Annotated in this window: 14 protein-coding genes and 1 pseudogene; 5 read left to right on the top strand and 10 right to left on the bottom strand. The window is 50.1% G+C overall.

The window, feature by feature from the left end; genetic code table 11:
* Nucleotides 1–124 precede the first annotated feature (124 nt).
* On the top strand, nt 125–799 hold the full coding sequence (radC, locus tag DBY97_RS01420; protein ID WP_107857191.1) for a RadC family protein: 675 nt from the start codon (nt 125–127) through the stop codon (nt 797–799).
* Nucleotides 800–848: 49 nt separating this feature from the next.
* Here the strand turns inward: radC and DBY97_RS01415 are convergent, their stop codons facing one another.
* The 5 genes and pseudogenes from DBY97_RS01415 to DBY97_RS01395 all read right to left on the bottom strand — a co-directional run bounded on the left by DBY97_RS01415 (nt 849) and on the right by DBY97_RS01395 (nt 6411).
* The gene (locus DBY97_RS01415; protein WP_107723450.1) at nt 849–1133 is read right to left on the bottom strand and encodes an NF038104 family lipoprotein; all 285 of its coding nucleotides are present in this window, start codon (nt 1131–1133) and stop codon (nt 849–851) included.
* On the bottom strand, nt 1121–1453 hold the full coding sequence (locus DBY97_RS01410) for a general secretion pathway protein GspG (protein ID WP_107723668.1): 333 nt from the start codon (nt 1451–1453) through the stop codon (nt 1121–1123). The genes DBY97_RS01415 and DBY97_RS01410 overlap by 13 nt, the downstream gene beginning before the upstream one ends.
* A 147-nt stretch (nt 1454–1600) precedes the next feature.
* Nucleotides 1601–2296, bottom strand: coding sequence for an aquaporin Z (gene aqpZ / locus DBY97_RS01405; RefSeq protein ID WP_063067881.1), 696 nt, complete (start codon nt 2294–2296; stop codon nt 1601–1603).
* Nucleotides 2297–2501: 205 nt separating this feature from the next.
* Nucleotides 2502–3156: pseudogene (locus DBY97_RS01400) on the bottom strand (IS1595 family transposase).
* A 201-nt stretch (nt 3157–3357) separates the two neighbouring features.
* Nucleotides 3358–6411 (bottom strand): DNA translocase FtsK, encoded by a 3054-nt coding sequence (locus tag DBY97_RS01395; RefSeq protein ID WP_107857190.1) that lies wholly within the window; start codon nt 6409–6411, stop codon nt 3358–3360.
* 164 nt (nt 6412–6575) lie between these two features.
* Between DBY97_RS01395 and DBY97_RS01390 the strand changes: the two genes are divergently transcribed.
* Nucleotides 6576–7253 (top strand): energy-coupling factor ABC transporter permease, encoded by a 678-nt coding sequence (locus DBY97_RS01390; RefSeq protein ID WP_070826816.1) that lies wholly within the window; start codon nt 6576–6578, stop codon nt 7251–7253.
* A gap of 81 nt (nt 7254–7334) precedes the next feature.
* Nucleotides 7335–7694 carry a CrcB family protein gene (locus DBY97_RS01385; protein WP_107857189.1) on the top strand — a complete coding sequence of 120 codons (360 nt, stop codon included), beginning with the start codon at nt 7335–7337 and terminating at the stop codon, nt 7692–7694.
* A 75-nt stretch (nt 7695–7769) separates the two neighbouring features.
* Here the strand turns inward: DBY97_RS01385 and DBY97_RS01380 are convergent, their stop codons facing one another.
* The 5 genes from DBY97_RS01380 to ppx all read right to left on the bottom strand — a co-directional run bounded on the left by DBY97_RS01380 (nt 7770) and on the right by ppx (nt 12169).
* Nucleotides 7770–8459 (bottom strand): suppressor of fused domain protein, encoded by a 690-nt coding sequence (locus DBY97_RS01380; RefSeq protein ID WP_107857188.1) that lies wholly within the window; start codon nt 8457–8459, stop codon nt 7770–7772.
* A gap of 111 nt (nt 8460–8570) precedes the next feature.
* Nucleotides 8571–9197: an NAD(P)H-hydrate epimerase gene (locus DBY97_RS01375; RefSeq protein WP_107857187.1), complete on the bottom strand. Its 627-nt coding sequence runs from the start codon at nt 9195–9197 to the stop codon at nt 8571–8573.
* A 22-nt stretch (nt 9198–9219) separates the two neighbouring features.
* Nucleotides 9220–10134: a tRNA pseudouridine(55) synthase TruB gene (gene truB / locus DBY97_RS01370; protein ID WP_107857186.1), complete on the bottom strand. Its 915-nt coding sequence runs from the start codon at nt 10132–10134 to the stop codon at nt 9220–9222.
* Between the two features lie 67 nt (nt 10135–10201).
* Nucleotides 10202–10573, bottom strand: a complete 372-nt coding sequence (gene rbfA, locus DBY97_RS01365) for a 30S ribosome-binding factor RbfA (RefSeq protein ID WP_003685554.1) — start codon at nt 10571–10573, stop codon at nt 10202–10204.
* 87 nt (nt 10574–10660) lie between these two features.
* Nucleotides 10661–12169, bottom strand: coding sequence for an exopolyphosphatase (gene ppx, locus DBY97_RS01360; RefSeq protein WP_070749621.1), 1509 nt, complete (start codon nt 12167–12169; stop codon nt 10661–10663).
* A 173-nt stretch (nt 12170–12342) separates the two neighbouring features.
* Between ppx and DBY97_RS01355 the strand changes: the two genes are divergently transcribed.
* Nucleotides 12343–12966, top strand: a complete 624-nt coding sequence (locus DBY97_RS01355) for a lytic transglycosylase domain-containing protein (RefSeq protein WP_039863563.1) — start codon at nt 12343–12345, stop codon at nt 12964–12966.
* 188 nt (nt 12967–13154) lie between these two features.
* On the top strand, nt 13155–14537 hold the full coding sequence (locus DBY97_RS01350) for an MFS transporter (protein ID WP_107857185.1): 1383 nt from the start codon (nt 13155–13157) through the stop codon (nt 14535–14537).

The following is a 14537-nucleotide window of genomic DNA, read 5'->3' as shown; positions in this document are numbered from 1 at the left end:
ATAGAATAAAATACGCAAATTGCATTAATTTTAATAAAGTCGTGCGGATTGCGTTTTATGCGGGCAAGATGGTTTTGTTCTGAATAAAAAAACTAAATCCGCTATATGAATAAAAAGGGAAAACATGAGCATTAAAGAATGGCCCGAGGGGGAGCGGCCGCGTGAGAAGCTGTTGGAGCACGGCGCGGCGGCATTGAGTGATGCGGAGTTGCTGGCGATTTTATTGCGTGTCGGAACACGCGGTATGAGTGCGGTCGATTTGGCGCGTTATTTGTTGGGTGAATTTGGCAGTTTGGGGAAGCTGATGAGTGCGGATGCCAAAACACTCGCTGCTTATAAGGGCATGGGTTTGGCAAGCTATACTCAATTTGCCGTGGTCAAAGAAATCGGGCGGCGGATTTTGGGTGAAGATTTGCAGGAGCAGATTGTTTTGTCAAGCCCGAAATCGGTTGCGGATTATCTGCGCCTGCATCTTGGGCATGAAAAAATCGAGGTCAGCGTTGCTTTGCTGCTCAACCGTCAAAATCAATTGATTGCGGTACGGGAATTGTCGCGCGGTACGGTGGCGGAAAATACGGTTTATATCCGTGAAATCGTCAAATTGGCATTGGATGAATATGCCGACAGTTTGATTTTGGCACACAATCATCCGGGCGGCTCGGCAAGGCCGTCTGAATCTGATGTGCAGTTTACAGAGCGTTTGAAACAGGCTTTAAGTTTGGTCGATATTACGCTGTTGGACCATTTTATCGTGACGGCAAAAGAAACTTGCTCTTTGCGCGAACAGGGCTATATGTAAGGATGAATGTTCAGACGGCCTCAGTAGGATTCCGAGGCCGTCTGAAGGATTATTGCGTTACTTCATCGGATGATTCTTCTTTGTGGATGATTTCTTCCGATTTTGGCTTTTCTTTGCTCTTTTCTTTGCTCTTTTCTTTTTCTTTGTCCTTGTCTTTTTTGCTGTCAGGAATGGCGGCATCAATCACTGCCCCCGTTCCTTTGACAACCAATTTCCCGGCAGTCAGGACGGTTGTGGCAGCCAAATCGACAGCCGCGCCTACAACGCAGCCGTTAAGCGTCAGACAAAGGGCAAGTACCGGAAGCAGGCGTTTTGTGCATCTCAATGGCTGCATCCGCAGTGTCCTTCATGATGATGGTCGCATCCTAGTGCTTCTTGCCAAGCATCATCATCGCCGTCAAATTCCTCAACTTCGTCAAATTCACCATTTTCTACCATGCTTACCAGCTCTTCCAAGCTTTCTGCGCCTTCTACCCAAAAGCAGGGAATATCGGGTGGTGTGTCGGGGGCAAGCAAGGCGGCTTGTTGGTCGTGCCAAGCAATCCAATAGCCGTTTTGCGTTTGTACGAATACGGCATCGGGATGGATGGTTTCGTTTTCGGTATTGACCAGCATTCTGTCAGCGATATCGGTTTGAAAAGGTAAGGTTTGCATGATGGTTTGAGAATGTGAGAAAAGAAAGTATTGTAACATGGCAAAAACAAACGCACCGTCTGAGTCAGGCGGTGCGTTTGTGTCTCGGCAACTTGGGTGCGGTCGGTTTAGAGTATCAGCCACACCGGGAATGTCATTCCGTCAATATTATTTGTCGTCATTAGCCAAAACGAAGCGGTAAATAGCCGCGCCAACTGCTGCGCCGGCAATAGGAGCCAACCAGAACAACCACAATTGTTCAACAGCCCAGCCGCCTTGGAACAAGGCAACGCCGGTAGAACGTGCAGGGTTAACAGAAGTATTGGTTACAGGAATGCTGATTAAGTGAATCAGGGTCAGACCCAGGCCGATGGCGATAGGGGCAAAGCCGGCCGGAGCCAGTTTGTCGGTAGAACCCATGATGATGATCAGGAAGAATGCGGTCAGTACGAACTCGATCAGTAACGCTGCCATCATGTCGTAACCGTTAGGAGAGTGTTCGCCGAAACCGTTGCTGGCAAAGCCGGAGGCAACAGCATCAAAACCGGTTTTACCGGAAGCAATCAGATACAGAACGCCAGCAGCGGCAATCGCACCGATAACTTGGGATACGATGTAAGGCAACAGGTCTTTACCGTTGAAACGGCCGCCGATGAAAAGGCCGACGGAAACGGCAGGGTTGAAGTGGCCTCCAGAAATGTGGCCGACAGCGTAAGCCATGGTCAGTACGGTTAAACCGAATGCTAAAGCGACACCGGCAAAGCCAATGCCAAGTTCTGGGTAGGCTGCTGCCAAAACTGCGCTGCCGCAGCCACCGAATACCAGCCAGAAAGTGCCGAAAAATTCTGCAAAATATTTTTTCATTTGTTTTTCCTCGTAAAGGGTGGGGTGTTGCCGAAGGCATGAATCATAATAATATTGCTTCTAATCGAAAAACGGATTTACCTGTTTTTTCCGGTCTTGACAAAAGGCCGTCTGAAAATGGCGACAAATGAATAGGGATATATCTGGCAGGTCGAGTTTTGTTTATTGAGGCTGGGTTTATTTAAGGGGCTGTACTAGATTAGCTCTAAATTCCACACCAATCCCGCAGGATTTTTAGCTGCCGGGACGGTGTGCCGAAGTTAAATCGAAATTCGCATTCTTTCAAGAACAGCGGGAAAGATTTGCGATCGATTCCGTTGTATTTTCGCAAGACACGTTTTGCCTGACTCCAAAAATTCTCAATGCCGTTAATGTGGTTCTGACGGTCGGCAAATTCCTTGGAATGGTTGATGCGGTAATGGATGAAACCGCTCACGTCCAACTTGTCGTAGCTGCTTAGGCTATCCGTGTAAACAATGCTGTCCGGCATAATTTTCTGTTTGATAACAGGCATCAGAGTATCGGACTTAGCATTATCTACTACAATGGTATAGACCCGTCCATTGCGTTTCAGAATGCCAAAGACAACTACTTTTCCTGCTGCACCGCGACCACGTCTGCCTTTACGCCGTCCGCCGAAATAGCTTTCGTCCAGCTCAACAGAGCCCTCAAAAACCTCATCGGCAGCCAAGGCCAAATGATGGCTGATAACCGTGCGGATTTTACGGTAGAACAATGCTGCCGAATTGGGATGGATACCCAAAATATCGGCGGCAGAACGGGCGGTAACTTCCAGCACAAAAAAAACGGAGCAGTTCTTTCTGTACTTTTTTCTTTAATTTGCAGTGCGTTATCTTCATATTTTGAGGGTAACATATCTGCTAATCTAGTACAGCCCCTTATTTAATAGCGAGGCAAATGCCGTTAATGGAAAAGCCTTTGGTTTTGTAGATAATATTATTTATAGATTATTAATTTGATCGGAATCTTTGAACTCATTATCTGATTTAAAAAGGCCGTCTGAAAACTTTTCAGACGGCCTTGATTTAAGCGAGGATAAATTAATCCAGATGGTCGCTGCTTTGCGCCAAGATGGTGCGGTTGCCGTTGTTTTCCGCCGGGGAAACAATACCATCGGCTTCCATTTGTTCAATCAGGCGGGCGGCGCGGTTGTAGCCGATGCGCAGTTGGCGTTGGATATTGGAAATGCTGGCCTTACGCGATTTCAAGACAACGGAAACGGCTTCGTCATACATGGGGTCGAGGTCGCTGTCGTTGCTGCGGCTGGTGCCGGTAAAGTCTTCGGTGGAACCGTTGCTCAAAATATCGTCGATATAGTCAGGCGCGCTGAATTGTTTCAGGTATTCCACTACGCGGTGAACTTCATTGTCGGAGGCGAATGCGCCGTGTACACGTTGCGGATAGTTGGTACCGGGTAGCTGGAACAGCATATCGCCTTGGCCGAGCAAGTTTTCCGCACCCATTTGGTCAAGAATCGTGCGGCTGTCGATTTTGCTGGACACTTGGAAGGCAATGCGTGTCGGAATATTGGCTTTAATCAGGCCGGTGATGACATCCACGCTTGGGCGTTGGGTGGCAAGAATCAAATGGATGCCGGCTGCGCGTGCTTTTTGGGCAAGACGGGCAATCAGCTCTTCGATTTTCTTGCCTGCAGTCATCATCAGATCGGCAAACTCATCTACCACGACCACGATAAACGGCAGTTTCTCCAATGGTTCAGGATTTTCAGGCGTGAGGCTGAACGGGCTGCCGATTTTTTCGCCACGTGCGGTGGCCTCGGCAATTTTTTGGTTGAAACCGGCAAGGTTGCGCACGCCCATAAAGCTCATCAGGCGGTAGCGTTTTTCCATTTCGTTGACGCACCAGTTCAGGGCGTTTGCTGCCAGCTTCATATCGGTCACGACAGGGGCGAGCAGGTGCGGAATGCCTTCGTAAATGCTCAGTTCCAGCATTTTCGGGTCAATCATAATCATGCGCACGTCTTCAGGCGTTGCTTTGAAGAGCATGGACAGAATCATGGCATTCACGCCTACGGACTTACCCGAACCGGTCGTACCGGCAACCAGCAGATGCGGCGCTTTAGCCAAGTCTGTCACAACAGGCTGGCCGGTAATGTCTTGGCCGAGAGCGAGGGTCAGTTTGGATTTGGATTCGGTAAACGCAGGCGAATTGAAGATTTCGCTCAAGCGGATCATTTGGCGTTTCGGATTAGGCAATTCCAAGCCCATGCAGGTTTTGCCGGGGATGGTTTCCACCACGCGGATGGAAGCCACGCCAAGCGAGCGCGCCAAGTCTTTTTCAAGGTTCAAAACGGCACTGCCGCGTACGCCGACATCAGGCTCGATTTCGTAGCGCGTAATGACCGGGCCGGAATAGGAGTCCATCACTTTGACTTTAACTTTGAACTCGGCCAGTTTTTCTTCGATGGTAATGCTGTTTTCCAGCAACTGTTCTTCAGTTTGCGAGGCGCTTGGGTCAAACTGCGGCGGCAGGAGCAGGGCAGTGGTCGGCAGGTGTGCCTCGGTCAGGGTTGCCGAAGTTGGAATAGCTATGCTTGGTGTATCTTCTTGAACGCTTGGTTCTACGCTTCGAACAGGTGTTTCAACGACTGTCTGTGTATATTCAGACGGCCTTGCGATTGTTTCAACAGATTCAATGGGTTCAATGGTTTCAACCGCTTGAATAGCTTCTGCTTCCGCTTGTACAGGCGCTTCCGGCTCACCATCGAATTCTGTTTCTTCGACGGCAGATTCACTGATTAAATAATCGCGGATACTGCGTTCGGGTTGGTTGCTGACGTGCGCATTGACTTGCGAATCAAAAATCGGCACTTGGATTTTATGTTCAAAAGCAGGCGGTTCGGGAATATCAATCGGCGCAATCGAGGTTTGGAAAACAGGCGGCTCGGGAATATCGGTTTTAGCCATAGGGACAACCGGTACGGCAGGCGGCTCGACTACGGTTGCGTTTGGTGCGGCAGGTCGGGAGATATAAGGAGATTTTTTAACAGGCGCAGCCGGTTTCGGACGGGACGGCGTTGCCGGTGCGGCAGGTTGTGGTGCAACAGCTTCCGTGGCAGCTCGTTTACGCGCCCATCTTTCAGCGGCCGCTTCGGTATGGCGAACTTGACGGCGCAGGCTGGCAGGGCGGCTGATTTGTCCCAAGTTGGCCAGAATTTCGTCATTTTCGATGGTGCGCGGAGAGTAGTCGCGCAATGGGGCGACGGCTGCGGCCAGTTTGTGGCGTGCGGCGGTACGGCGGGCAAGGTTGTTGTGAATATCTTCCGCTTGGATTTCAGAAGGGAATGCCTGCATGGAAGTATAGGGGAGGATGGCTTCTTTTTCGGCAGTTCTTAAGGCCGTCTGAACGGTTTCGATATGTGGCGCATTGGCTTCTGCCACGCGGACATTATTGGCCCGCGCCAAGGCACGTTCGCGTGTGCGGCGCAAGATAGGGTCGTTGTAGTCGATGATTTCCATACCTGTCATCGGCAGGGATGAAGCGCGCAACAATGGAGTTTCGACTTCGTCTTTGTAAATTGGCGCATTTTTTTCGGCCAAATGCTCGTTCCATTCTTCAACCGCTGCTTCATGCAGGGAACGTGTGGCTTCTTCTAATGTGATTTCTTCAAAATTGCTGTTTTGCACCAAAGACGGGCTGTATTCGGGAGCTTCCATCTGTGCAAACGGCGTGATTTTAGGAATACGTTCCGGTTTGGCAGATTTACGGGTTTTAGGCGCAACTTTGATTTCTTCTTCGGTAGCTGCGATGTGTTCCGGCTCTTCGGCAAACGGCTCTGCTGCATGCTCTTCGTTTGTTTCGGCGCGTTGCGTTTTATTGTGTTCGAGCGCAGAAAGCAGGCGGATGCGGGCGATTTTATGGTTGTCGGCAGTGTGCTTGTTCATGCTGAACAAACGTTTCAGGCTGTCCAGTTGGTCGGAAAAACCGACCGGGCTGTCTTCTTCGTTTATTTCTTGTTCGTCGCCACTGAGTCGGGCCAATTCTTGGCGCCACTTTTGCTCTTGTTTCTGGCGCCACCAGAACAAGCCGGCTATGACAGCCAGCAGAATTAAAGCCAATATTGTCCAAAGCATGCGTCCATCCCCTTAATTAAACGGCAAAGTCCGTTATTCTAACGCTTTTTTCGGGTAAACAAAACCAGCCGAAACAAGCTTTAACGGCAAAGGCAGACAGGATTGTCAAAGCTATGGCTTGAGACGCGTATAATAGGCCGTCTGAACATTTTGCGGATGAGATGATGATTTTTCAAAACGGATGGTTTCCCGTTGGTGTCGTGATGGCGGCATGGCCTGTGTTGCTGGTGATTTTTGCTTTGTGTGCAAAGCAGGCATGGGTGTCGGTATCGCAGCATCGTTCCGCATTCTTGGTGGCTGCCGTGATGTTGCCGCTGGCTTGGAGTTTGAATGCCTCCCCGGAAAGCGGACAACTGGCCGGCATGAGCTATCATTTGCTCGCCTTGAACCTGACGGCTTTAATGCTGGGCACCTCTGCCGCATTCTGCCTTGGCGTTTTACTGTTTTTTCCGTATTTGTGGCTTTGGGGCGATTGGCATATGTTCCCCATCAATGCCTTGTCCGTATTGCTTCCGCCTTTGTTGGTGAACTTGGGTTTCCGCCATTGGGTATCGCGATTGCCTGCCAATATCTTTATCTTTATTTTTCTGAATGGTTTTTGGGCTGCGGCGGTCGGTATGGTGTTTACCGGCGTAATTTTGGTCGGTTTGTTGGACTGGGCGGATGTATTTGATACGGCGGTATTGTGGAAAACCGCTTTTCCTGTTTTCTTCTTAATCGCTTGGGCAGAGGCATTTTTGAGCGGTATTTCAACAGCCATTTTTATCGCGCTCAAGCCGCAATGGATTTGTACTTTCGATGACGACAGGTATTTGAAATCCGCGCCTAAGATTTGGCAATAAGATATGAAGGCATCCTTGCTTGGTTTTCAGACGGCCTCATGACCGGATGGCCTGTTTTTTGAATTGAATATTTAACGTGTTATGTTTGCGTATATTTTTCCCATTGTTTGCGGTGCCGCTGTCGGGGCTGTATTGCGTTGGCTGTTTAGCTTGGTGCTGGTGTCTTCTGCGCCTTTTTCTATCGGTACATTGGCGGCAAACTGGTTGGGCGCGCTGCTGATTGGTGTGTTGGCGGAACTTTTAACCGATCCGCAATGGCGTTTGCTTTGGATTACCGGCTTTCTCGGCAGCTTGACCACATTTTCAGGTTTTTCAGTGGAAATGGTGGGTTTGATGCAGGCGCAACGTTGGGGCATGGCTTTGATGGCAACCTGTCTGCATGTTTTCGGTTCGTTTGGTTTGACGGCACTGGGGATTAAATTGGCGCAGATTTGTAAGTAAGTTGTTATTTTTATTTGAAATATAAGCCAAAGGCCGTCTGAAAATCTGTTTTCAGACGGCCTTTGGCTTTATCAATTAGGGTTGTACATAGCTTTTTGTACGCGCTAAATCGGTAATCAACAGCGGATTGTCTTTGCGCATCATATCGATCAGCTCTTGGCAACGTTTGGTTGTTGGATCTTGCCAGAGCCAGTCAAGCTCAGGCTGGGTAAGGCCGACTATCTGCAGAAATTGAACTTCGCCGTTTGGCGTTTTGATAGCGGGCAGCTTGGGGTCTGGTGCGAAGGCTACGCCGACGATGGCGGTTTCTGTATCCATTCGGATAGGGCCGTTAGTTGAAGTAAAGTGGTAGGCTTCAAACCAGTTGCCACTTTCAAAAACGTAACGACCAAGGTTATTCATCATATTGACTGCCCAATAAGGCTCGTGTTTAGTGTTGTAGTCGGAATCTGGATCCTGATCGTAAGGGGGAGTGCGGAAGGTAAATTCAAATCCCCATTTACTGTAATCTGCACCGGCAAGTTCTGGATTAAAGTAAAGTTCGCTCATGCCGTAGGAAACAATATGGCGATGGAAGGTTTGCTCTTCACAATCAAAAATGTCGCTATTGTCCAGTGGATCGGTGCCTCCCAACCAATACTTGATTATAGGACCATAGGAGCGTGGTTTGACATCTCCATAAAGTGCTTTAAGCGCAGAATCGATAGCTTCCCAGCCGACAGCCTGATCTTCTTTAAAAGTTTGGCGGTATTCTTGTTCGTTCATTGTCTGTTTCCGTGTTGTTGATGATTGGCTTGTAAATTAATTCGCGTGTTTTTTTAGAATGTGTTGTTTCTAAAAATAAAGCGATTTAAATATGACATATTATTTGCTTTTTTAATCAATGCCAATAGGCAAACAGACGGTTTCTTGACAATAGGTTTTGCCGGATTCGCTTAAGTGTGCCGGTTTGTAGGCGGCAAAGGTGTAGGTCAGGTCTGCGCGGAATGTGTCAGGATCGGCTTCGGCGGTGTCGCAGTTGAGGCCGGTGGGAATATCGAGGGCAACTTTCAGGCCGTCTGCATGATTGAGTTGGCGGCAGAGGGCGGCGATTTCGGTTGGAAGCGCACCGCTGAAGCCTGTGCCGAATATGCCTTCGATAATGATGTCGTAACCGTTTTTCAGACGGCCTTCCAGTTCTTGGACGGATATCAATTCAATATGGGGCAAACCGTTGAGGCGTTCGCGATTGGTTTGAGCCAAAGGGGAGAGGTTTTCTCCGAGTGAAAATAGAATATCGATGTGCCAACCTTGCGCCTGCATATATCTTGCCATGACTAGGCCGTCGCCGCCGTTGTTGCCTTTGCCGCAAACGATCAGGGCGCGTCCGGCTTGGGGATGACGCTGCATGAGGTCTTGGGCGGCAGAGCTGCCGGCGTTTTCCATCAGTTGGTCGAAGCTCGTGCCTTTATCGACGGCTGCTTGTTCGCGTTCGCGCATTTGGGCGGCGGTATAGACTTTCATGATCGGCTCTCTTTGCAGGAAGTTATTGGTCGGCGGTATTCATCAGGCGCAAGGCTTTCAGACGGCCTATTTCTTTTTGATATTCCACCAGCCCGATAAATGTGCCGTCTCGGTTGTATACACGGATAGGCTGTTCGGCGGAAATGTCGTCGGTGAACTGGGGACGTTGGCCGTGTTTGAGCATGGTAACGGCGTAGTCGTTTAGCTCAAGTTTGGGGAAATGTTGCACCAAAACATCGCAAGGCAGCAACAGGGCATCGCGTTCGGCTTCGTCTAATTCTGCCAAGGCTTCGAGCGTGTGGCTTTGGGCAATGGTAAATCCGGCGGTTTCAGTACGGCGCAGGGCGGTCAGGTGGGCGAATGTGCCGATGTGTTTGGCGATGTCTTCGCTGAGGGTGCGGATGTAGGTACCCTTGCTGCAACGTACGTCTATCACGGCTTTGGGTGCATTAAACTCAGTGATATCAATGGAGTAAATGGTGATGTCGCGCGCTTTGCGTTCGATAACGATACCTTTGCGTGCGTATTCGTACAGCGGTTTGCCTTCGTGTTTAAGGGCGGAAAACATCGGTGGCACTTGGCGGATATCGCCCGTTAAGGCTTGGCAGGCCGTCTGAAATTCGGACAATGAAATATCGGCGCGTGCGGTAGCAACGATTTCGCCTTCTGCATCGCCTGTGCTGCTGGCTTCGCCCAGTTTCAGCGTGGCCGTATAGGCTTTGTCGGCATCAATCAGATATTGGGCGAACTTGGTCGCTTCACCGAAGCAAACAGGCAAAAGCCCTGTGGCCAAAGGATCGAGTACGCCGGTATGCCCGGCTTTTTCGGCACGGAACAAGCGCCGTGCTTTTTGCAGGGCAGTGTTGCTGGAAAGGCCTTCAGGTTTGTCGAGGAGAAGGACGCCGTTGACCGGGTGTTTGGTGGGTTTATTGGTCATATTAATTAGGGAATATTAATGTTCAGGCCGTCTGAAAGGGTTCAGACGGCCTGCGTGTTTTAATCAATCAATCTTCAACCGGTTTTTCCGCCGCCACTTGGTCGATCAGGCTGGAAATGCTCATGCCGCGTTCGAGTGATTCGTCGTATTTGAAGTGCAGCTCGGGCGTTTTGAAGAGTTTGATGCGTTTGGCCAATTCGCTGCGCAAATGGCCTTTGGCGTGTTCCAAAGCTTCTTCGGTAATGTCGCGTGTGCTGTCGTCGAGGACGGTGTAGAACACGGTGGCGTGGCTGTAATCGCGGGTTACTTCGACTTCGTTGATGGTGATGAAGCCTGCGCGCGGGTCTTTCAGGCCGGTGCGGACGAGTTCGGCAAGCTCGCGCATGATTTGTTCTTTGACACGGTCTTGGCGGGCGTAGCCGCGTTGAGGTTTTCTCATGGTTTTCCTTGATGTATGGCAGGCTGTCGTTTTCAGACGGCCTGCGGTTTGGATTTTGAAAAGCTGCCTATTATAACGGAGCGCGGTTTATTGTGCTTGAACCGAGAAAGGCATATCGATTTTTTGCCATTGTGCGCTTTCATAGTCCAACGCATCGGCGATGAGGGGGTGTTGCTCCAGCCATTGGGCGTTGATGCGCAAGATGAAGCTGTGGTTGTTTTCATCGACGCGAAGCTGGGTTTGCGGCGGCAAATCAAGCGGCAGGCGCGAGCGGCAGAAGAGGGCGGCCAGGCGCAGGGACAATACGGCACACCACATGATTTCGTTGTTGCCGATAATGTCCGCCATTTTCTTGAGGTCGCCGCGATGGCCGATAACCAGTTGCGCCAAAATGGTTTGCTCTTTGCGTGAGAAGCCCGGCATATCGGCGTTTTCGAGAATGTAGGCGGAGTGTTTGTGATAGCCGGTATGGGCAATATCCAAGCCGATTTCATGCAGACGGCCTGCGCGGCTAAGGTATTGGTTCCATAAGGCAAGCTCTTGAACGGTTACGTTTTTGGCGTGGCACAGGCTGTTCATGAAGGCTTGTGCGGTATCGGCAACGCGTTTGGCTTGGTTGAGGCTGACGTGGTAGCGTTTTTGGAACTCTGCCGTTGTCTGTTCTCGCATATCGACATTGAGGCTGCGGCCGATTAAGTCGTAGAACACGCCGTCGCGGAGGGCGGCTTCGGTAACGGTCATTTTGGTCAGCGAGAGTTCTTCAAAAGCGGCCATCATCACGGCCAACCCGCCCGCAAAAACTTCGATGCGTTCGGGTTTGAGGTTTTCAAATTTGGCTTTTTTAACCGAACCGGCTTCGATAATCCTATCAGCAAGATAACGCATGCCTTGGGCGGTAATGTCGGCTTCTTGCGGCAATTCGGCTGCCAAAACGTCGCGTATGGATTTTGCCGAACCGGACGTGCCGATGGCGAAATCCCAACCGGTACGCTTCATCAGTTTGCTGATGCGCTGGATTTCGATACGCGCGGCGGAAACGGCGGCTTGGAAATCTTTGGCAGTCACTTTGTTTTGGAAAAAGCGCATGCTGTACGTTACGCAGCCCAAAGGCAGGCTTTCTGTGGTCAGCGGTTGCAAATCCGAGCCGATGACAAATTCAGTCGAGCCACCGCCAATGTCGATAACCAGCATTTTGTCGCCTTTGGGCGGCAGGGTATGTACTACGCCGGTGTAAATCAGACGCGCTTCTTCACGGCCGGCAATGACTTCGATGGGGAAGCCCAACGCCGCTTCGGCACGAGGCAGGAATTGGGCGATGTTTTTGGCGACACGGAAAGTGTTGGTGGCCACCACGCGCACGTTTTCGGGTTGGAATCCGCGCAGGCGTTCGCCAAATTTTGCCAAACATTCCAAGGCTTGTTCTTGAGAGGCTTCGCTCAGGTTTTTTTGTTCGTCCAAGCCGGCGGCAAAGCGAACCATTTGTTTGAACGAGTCGATGACTTTCAGCTGGCCGTTGTTGTTTTCACAAATTTGCAGGCGGAAACTGTTGGAACCCAAGTCGACGGAGGCTAAAACGTTGGCGGGAGTGGTGGTCATAAAAAATACCGCTTGATTAGAAAAACCTAAATGTTACTTGAGGCGGTATCACTTGACAATAAAAGGAATACAGCTCTTTGATTCTGCTCATAGATGTATTTTATAATGCTGATTTTAAGCAAATATATCAAAGGCCGTCTGAACTTTTCAGACGGCCTAAAAAGAGAAAACACATGAAATCGGAAAACCAAGATTCCTTATTTTTATCGCGCCGCCGCCTGTTGCAAGTGGGCGGAGCCATGCTTTTGACGCCTGCGACCGCATGGGCAGGAGCGCAACGTGAAGAAACGCTGGCGGATGATGTGGCTTCCGTGATGCGCAGTTCGATCAATAGCGCCAGCCCTGCGCGGCTGGTGTTTGCCGATTCGAGGGAAGGGGAGCGTTGGTTGGCGGCGATGTCTTCCAGATTGGCACGCTTTATTCCCGATGAGGGCGAGCGCCGCCGTTTGTTGGTCAATATTCAATATGAAAGCAGTCGTGCCGGACTCAACACCCAAGTGATTTTGGGTTTGATTGAAGTGGAAAGCGCGTTTCGCCAATATGCCATCAGCGGCGTGGGCGCACGAGGTTTGATGCAGGTGATGCCGTTTTGGAAAAACTATATCGGCAATCCGTCGCACAATCTTTTCGATATCCGCACCAATCTGCGCTATGGCTGCACCATTCTGCGCCATTACAACAATATCGAAAAAGGCAATATTGTCCGTGCTTTGGCAAGGTTTAACGGCAGCTTGGGCAGTAACAAATATCCAAATGCCGTGTTAGGCGCGTGGCGAAATAGATGGCAGTGGGGTTGATTCGGGATAAATGGGATAGGGCAGATCTTGCGTGATGCTGGTTTTCAGTTGAAACCGTTTTATACCGATGAAGCAGGTTTGCGATTTGACCCCATGCAATTCCTTTGAATCCTGTATAATCAGAAAATCTGTTAATTCACACTTTCAGACGGCCTTTCGCAAACTTAAGTCCGTCTGAAACATTATTTATGGCAAGAGATAACCGCATCCAAATGTTTCCGCACGAGTGGCGTGCCAGTACCACACTTTCCGGCGTTTACGCACTGCGTATGTTGGGGATGTTTTTGGTGTTGCCTGTCTTGGCAATGTATGCCGCTTCGTTGCCCGGCGCAGAAAATAATAAAGCATTGGTCGGTATGGCGATGGGTATTTACGGGCTGACACAGGCTTTGCTGCAGCTGCCTTTGGGCATGGCTTCCGACAAGTTCGGCCGTAAAAAAGTGATTTATGCCGGCCTGATTGTATTTGCGGCGGGTAGTTTTTTGGCCGCAGTTGCCGACAGCCTGCAGATGTTGGTTGCCGCGCGTGCCATTCAAGGTGCGGGTGCCGTCAGCGCGGCGGTAACGGCTTTGCTGGCGGATTTGACCCGTAATGAAGTGCGGACGCGTGCGATGGCGATGATCGGCCTGAGTATCGGCTTGACCTTCTCCGTCAGCCTAGTGCTGGCACCGATGATTGCCAGCTTTATCGGCGTATCCGGCCTGTTTGCGCTGACCGGTATTCTGACTGTAATCAGTATCGGCGTAGTTGCCTGGATGACCCCTGATCCGGAAGTGTCAAAAATGCACGAAGACATGCAGGCTCAGCCTTCGCGTATGGGTGAGGTATTGAAAAACCGCCAACTGCTCAATCTCGACTTTGGTATTTTTGCCTTGCATGCGGCGCAAATGGCTTTATTTACAGCATTGCCGTTTGCCATGACGCAGTTGGGTTTGGAAAAAATCCATCACTGGCAAGTTTATCTGCCGTCAACCATTACCGGCCTGATTATTATGGTGCCGCTGATTATCGTCGGCGAAACGCGCAACAAACTGAAACAAGTGTTTATCCTTGGTATCATCTGCATTGCCGCAGCGCAAATCGGTTTGCTGTTTGGAATGCACTCGGTCTGGTTGATTACCGCTTATCTGATTGTTTACTTTATTGGTTTCAATGTATTGGAAGCCAGCCTGCCGTCTATGGTGTCAAAAATTGCTCCGTCCGATTTGAAAGGCACCGCGATGGGCGTGTATAACACCATGCAGTCGGTCGGCTTATTTGTCGGCGGCGCAACCGGTGGTTTATTGTTCCAAAAATACGGTTTTGTAGGCGTATTTGCCTTTTGTAGCGTATTGATGTTGCTGTGGCTGGTATTGGCAGTCATTTCGCCGGCACCAAAACCTGTCAAAAACCTCAGCTATCCGCTTAACGCCGAATGGCAACAAAATCCGGATTTGCTCTACCAAAAATTGACTGAAATTGAAGGCGTTGAAAGCATCAGCTTTAGCGCAGACAAACAAACCATTTATATCAAGGCCTTGCAAAAAGGATTCGACCAAGAGGCCGCCGAAAAAATTATCACAGGAGTGTAA

The organism is Neisseria subflava, from assembly GCF_003044645.1.
Taxonomy (GTDB): domain Bacteria; phylum Pseudomonadota; class Gammaproteobacteria; order Burkholderiales; family Neisseriaceae; genus Neisseria; species Neisseria subflava_B.
Note: the sequence above shows the minus strand (reverse complement) of the source record. Positions and strands in the feature narration are given on the sequence as shown.

Coding starts and splice junctions, on each gene's coding strand:
- radC (WP_107857191.1), top strand. CDS start 125: ATGAGCATTAAAGAATGGCCCGAGGGGGAGCGGCCGCGTGAGAAGCTG.
- DBY97_RS01415 (WP_107723450.1), bottom strand. CDS start 1,133: ATGCAGCCATTGAGATGCACAAAACGCCTGCTTCCGGTACTTGCCCTT.
- DBY97_RS01410 (WP_107723668.1), bottom strand. CDS start 1,453: ATGCAAACCTTACCTTTTCAAACCGATATCGCTGACAGAATGCTGGTC.
- aqpZ (WP_063067881.1), bottom strand. CDS start 2,296: ATGAAAAAATATTTTGCAGAATTTTTCGGCACTTTCTGGCTGGTATTC.
- DBY97_RS01395 (WP_107857190.1), bottom strand. CDS start 6,411: ATGCTTTGGACAATATTGGCTTTAATTCTGCTGGCTGTCATAGCCGGC.
- DBY97_RS01390 (WP_070826816.1), top strand. CDS start 6,576: ATGATTTTTCAAAACGGATGGTTTCCCGTTGGTGTCGTGATGGCGGCA.
- DBY97_RS01385 (WP_107857189.1), top strand. CDS start 7,335: ATGTTTGCGTATATTTTTCCCATTGTTTGCGGTGCCGCTGTCGGGGCT.
- DBY97_RS01380 (WP_107857188.1), bottom strand. CDS start 8,459: ATGAACGAACAAGAATACCGCCAAACTTTTAAAGAAGATCAGGCTGTC.
- DBY97_RS01375 (WP_107857187.1), bottom strand. CDS start 9,197: ATGAAAGTCTATACCGCCGCCCAAATGCGCGAACGCGAACAAGCAGCC.
- truB (WP_107857186.1), bottom strand. CDS start 10,134: ATGACCAATAAACCCACCAAACACCCGGTCAACGGCGTCCTTCTCCTC.
- rbfA (WP_003685554.1), bottom strand. CDS start 10,573: ATGAGAAAACCTCAACGCGGCTACGCCCGCCAAGACCGTGTCAAAGAA.
- ppx (WP_070749621.1), bottom strand. CDS start 12,169: ATGACCACCACTCCCGCCAACGTTTTAGCCTCCGTCGACTTGGGTTCC.
- DBY97_RS01355 (WP_039863563.1), top strand. CDS start 12,343: ATGAAATCGGAAAACCAAGATTCCTTATTTTTATCGCGCCGCCGCCTG.
- DBY97_RS01350 (WP_107857185.1), top strand. CDS start 13,155: ATGGCAAGAGATAACCGCATCCAAATGTTTCCGCACGAGTGGCGTGCC.